The sequence below is a fragment of the Terriglobus sp. YAF25 genome (assembly GCF_052113305.1).
Lineage (GTDB): Bacteria > Acidobacteriota > Terriglobia > Terriglobales > Acidobacteriaceae > Terriglobus.
In genome coordinates this window covers 1-3334 of record NZ_JBFRCY010000531.1, presented here as the reverse complement: position 1 = coordinate 3334, position 3334 = coordinate 1, and the positions used below count along the sequence as shown (strand labels likewise).

Genomic DNA, 3334 nt, shown 5'->3' with positions numbered 1-3334 from the left:
TTCCTTAGGTCAATCATTGTGTCTCCAAATTGCTTCGCTACTCCGTCCGCAGTGCCTTTACGGGATCGGTTGATGCGGCTCGCTGCGCGGGAATCAACCCTGCCAGCAGTGCTGCTACAGTCAGCACCAGGACAGAGCCGGTCATGACCATGGCATCATGGCCGCCGACGTTATAGAGCTGTGACTGTACAAGACGAACGCAGAGCCAGGCGGCGGGAATGCCGATGGCCAGGCCGATGATGGCTTGAAACATCGCCTCGCGCATCACCATGGCGATCACTTTGCCGCGGCCCGCCCCCAGAGCCATGCGTACGCCGATCTCCGGTGTGCGCCGCGCAACGGAGTAGGCGGTAACACCATAGAGTCCAACCGCCGCAAGCATCAGCGCCAGGAGGCTGAACATCAGCGTGAGCCGGGCGATCATTCGCTCCTGGTCAAACTGACCACGAACCTGTTCTTCGAAGGTGTTGTAGTTCACCACAGTGAGATTCGGGTTGATATTGGCCAGAGTTCGGCGCACCTGCGATTCCAGGTTGCCCACGTGACCCTTGGTCGTGAGCATGATTGCCCCGGCATACAGAGACCGGGTATCGTTCTGTGGTTTTGTATGCGCCACCTGCAAGAGCGGCCGGAAGTACATGGCCCGCGTAGGCTGCCTTAGGTCGTTGTACTTGATGTCGGAGACCACGCCGACGATCTCCCAGTCGCCCACGCTCTCCATGCCGGAGATGCCGAAGTGCGCTCCGAGGGGGTTCTCTCCATTAGAGAAGAACTTCTTCACAAAGGCTTCATTCACGACGACTACCGGAAGGGAAGTCGCTGTGTCCTGTGCTGCAATCCCGCGGCCGCGCAACACACGATGACCGACGATGTCGAAATACTCCGGTCCTACGCGCAGCCATGAGGCGCCGTTCTTCGCTTGAGCGCCGGGCTCGGGCCGGCCCTGAATATAGACACCTTCTCCCCAGTTGTTGCCTTCGAGCGGCGTGTAAAGCGAGAGCGCAGCTTTGTCGACCCCGGGTAGCGCATGCAGGTCATTGATGATTTTGTCGTAGAGACCCTGAAGCTGCTCCTGCTTATATCCAGAGCTCTCGGGACTGAAGTGCGCCACGACGCGATTTTCTGTGACGATACCGAAGTCCTGGTTCTCCAGCTTGCTTAGGCTCTTCGCCATCAGCCCCGCACCGACCAGCAGAATCAGAGAGAGCGCTGCTTGCAGAATCACCAGCGACCGCTGCAGTAAGCCCGACCGATCTGACGTGGTGCGATTCGATCCCCGCAACGCATCGGCGGGCTGCGAGTGGGACGTTACCCAGGCGGGCGCCACACCGAAGATCAGGCCGGTAAGAAGGGAGAGCGCGAAGGCGAACCCGAGTACTGTCAGGGATGGCGTCGCTTCAATAGGAAGGCTCTGCGCATGGGGAAATGCCATCGCCAGCAGGACCTTGGTTCCGGCATAGGCGACGAGAAGTCCGGCGAAGCCGCCGAGACAGGAGAGCACAACGCTCTCTGTAAGCATCTGCCGGATAAGCCTTGTGCGCTGTGCCCCCAAAGCCATGCGAATGGAGGTCTCAGCCCTGCGCGCCATACCGCGCACCAGCATCAGGTTGGCGATGTTGGCGCAGGCGATCAGCAGCACCAGTGCCGAGACCGTAATCAGCATCTTCAGGCCGACACCATACTCCTGCTGCAAATTTTCGATACCGGCGCCGCCCGGCGTAAGAATCACGTGCGCACCCGCCAGGTCAGGCTGCCGGTCCTGGCGCTGATAGAGTGGCAAGGTTGCGAGATAGTTGCGAAGCGAGGCGCTCATCTTTGCCTCGAGCTGCTTCATATCTGTCCCCGGCTTGATCTTCCCTAACAGGTAGAGCCAGTTTGCATCTCTGCGGTGCAGCAAGCTTGTAGGATTTCCCGGGCCGAAATTCGGCTCCATGACCATGGGGATATAGAAGTCCGGCGGTGTATCTGTCATGCGGTCGCCGTAGAAGGATGGCGGYGTAATGCCAAGAACTGTGACCGGATAGGTATTCAGTACGAAGGTACTTCCCACGACAGATGGATCGCTGGCATAGTCACGCTGCCACGCCTGGTAGCTCATCACAACGCCCATCGGTGCACCCTGCACATCGTCGGAGGGAAGGATGAGTCGCCCTGCGTAGGGCCGCAGGCCCAATACCTGAAAGTAGTTACCCGTCACTACTTCGCCGCGCGCAGAATGCGGAAGATCGCCTGGCTTGCTGCTTCTCGCTGTTACGCCGGCATAGCCAACGCCTGCCTGCATCGCTGCCAGGCTTTCAAACTCTGGCGTGTTCTCCCGCAGATGTTGGTAAAGCTCAAAGGCGAAGATCGAATAGTCGCGGTGGTCGGGAACTCCTCCGTTGACGCAGCAGTCGTCCGTATCGCCGACACGTACCAGCAGCTTGGGATCGGAGACGGGAAGATTTTTGAGCAGCACGGCGTGCACCAGCGTGAAGATCGCCGCATTGGCGCCGATACCCAGCGCCAGGGTCACGATGGCCGTCATAGTAAATCCGGGCGACTTTCTGAGCTGCCGCAGCGCGAACTTGATGTCCTGCACCAGTCGATTCATCGTGCACCTCTCCTTCGCCGGCAGCGAATCCGGTCAACGTACGTCATACAACGGTTCAGTCTTAAGCAACGCTCTTCGTCATTGGACACTGGTTATCCGCCGGCACTCCGGGGAGTTCCCTGAGCAATGGAAGCGTGGACACCGACGGTACGCTCAGCCGAAGAGACAAGCTTCCGAGCCTGGCATCGAAGGAAAGTCGCGATAGCGTCGCTTTGGACGATTGCATGTGGTTCCGGTCGTGGGCTTCCGCCTGAAGCACCGTGTCATCGCCATACGTGACGACCAGGCTTACCCGGTCTGCCTCGGTATTACTGATGGTCGTTGCATGGATAGAAAGGCTGGACAGCAGCGCGATCAACACAAGCGCTGCTGCTGTCCAGGGGGTGAGATACAGCGAGTCGCCAGCATCTTTCAACAGATTGCGCATGGCATTAAACCTCCGCCATCAGATGGCTCAGCTCTCCCTCCGCGACGACCTTGCCGTCGAAGAGGTGAATCTGTCGTTCGGCATGTGCGGCAAAGCGTGGATCGTGCGTCACCATGCAGATGGTGGCGCCTTCGTCATGCAGCTCTTTCAAGAGCGACATGACCGCTTCGCCGTTTTTGGAGTCAAGGTTTCCGGTAGGCTCGTCGGCCAGAAGAATAGAGGGTGAGCCGGCGAGAGCGCGTGCGACAGCGACACGCTGCTGCTGACCGCCGGAGAGCTGCGCCGGGTAATGCCGCATGCGGTGCGCCATGTTGACG

At 59.3% G+C, this 3334-nt stretch carries 3 protein-coding genes; all 3 read right to left on the bottom strand.

The window, feature by feature from the left end:
* Positions 1-37 precede the first annotated feature (37 nt).
* Positions 38-2590, bottom strand: a complete 2553-nt coding sequence (locus AB4043_RS19510; RefSeq protein WP_442299819.1) for an ABC transporter permease — start codon at positions 2588-2590, stop codon at positions 38-40.
* 61 nt (positions 2591-2651) lie between these two features.
* A complete protein-coding gene (locus tag AB4043_RS19505) occupies positions 2652-3017 on the bottom strand; it encodes a hypothetical protein (protein ID WP_442299818.1) in 366 nt (121 codons plus the stop codon).
* 4 nt (positions 3018-3021) lie between these two features.
* A partial coding sequence (locus AB4043_RS19500) for an ABC transporter ATP-binding protein (RefSeq protein ID WP_442307832.1) occupies positions 3022-3334 on the bottom strand: 313 nt, incomplete at its 5' end.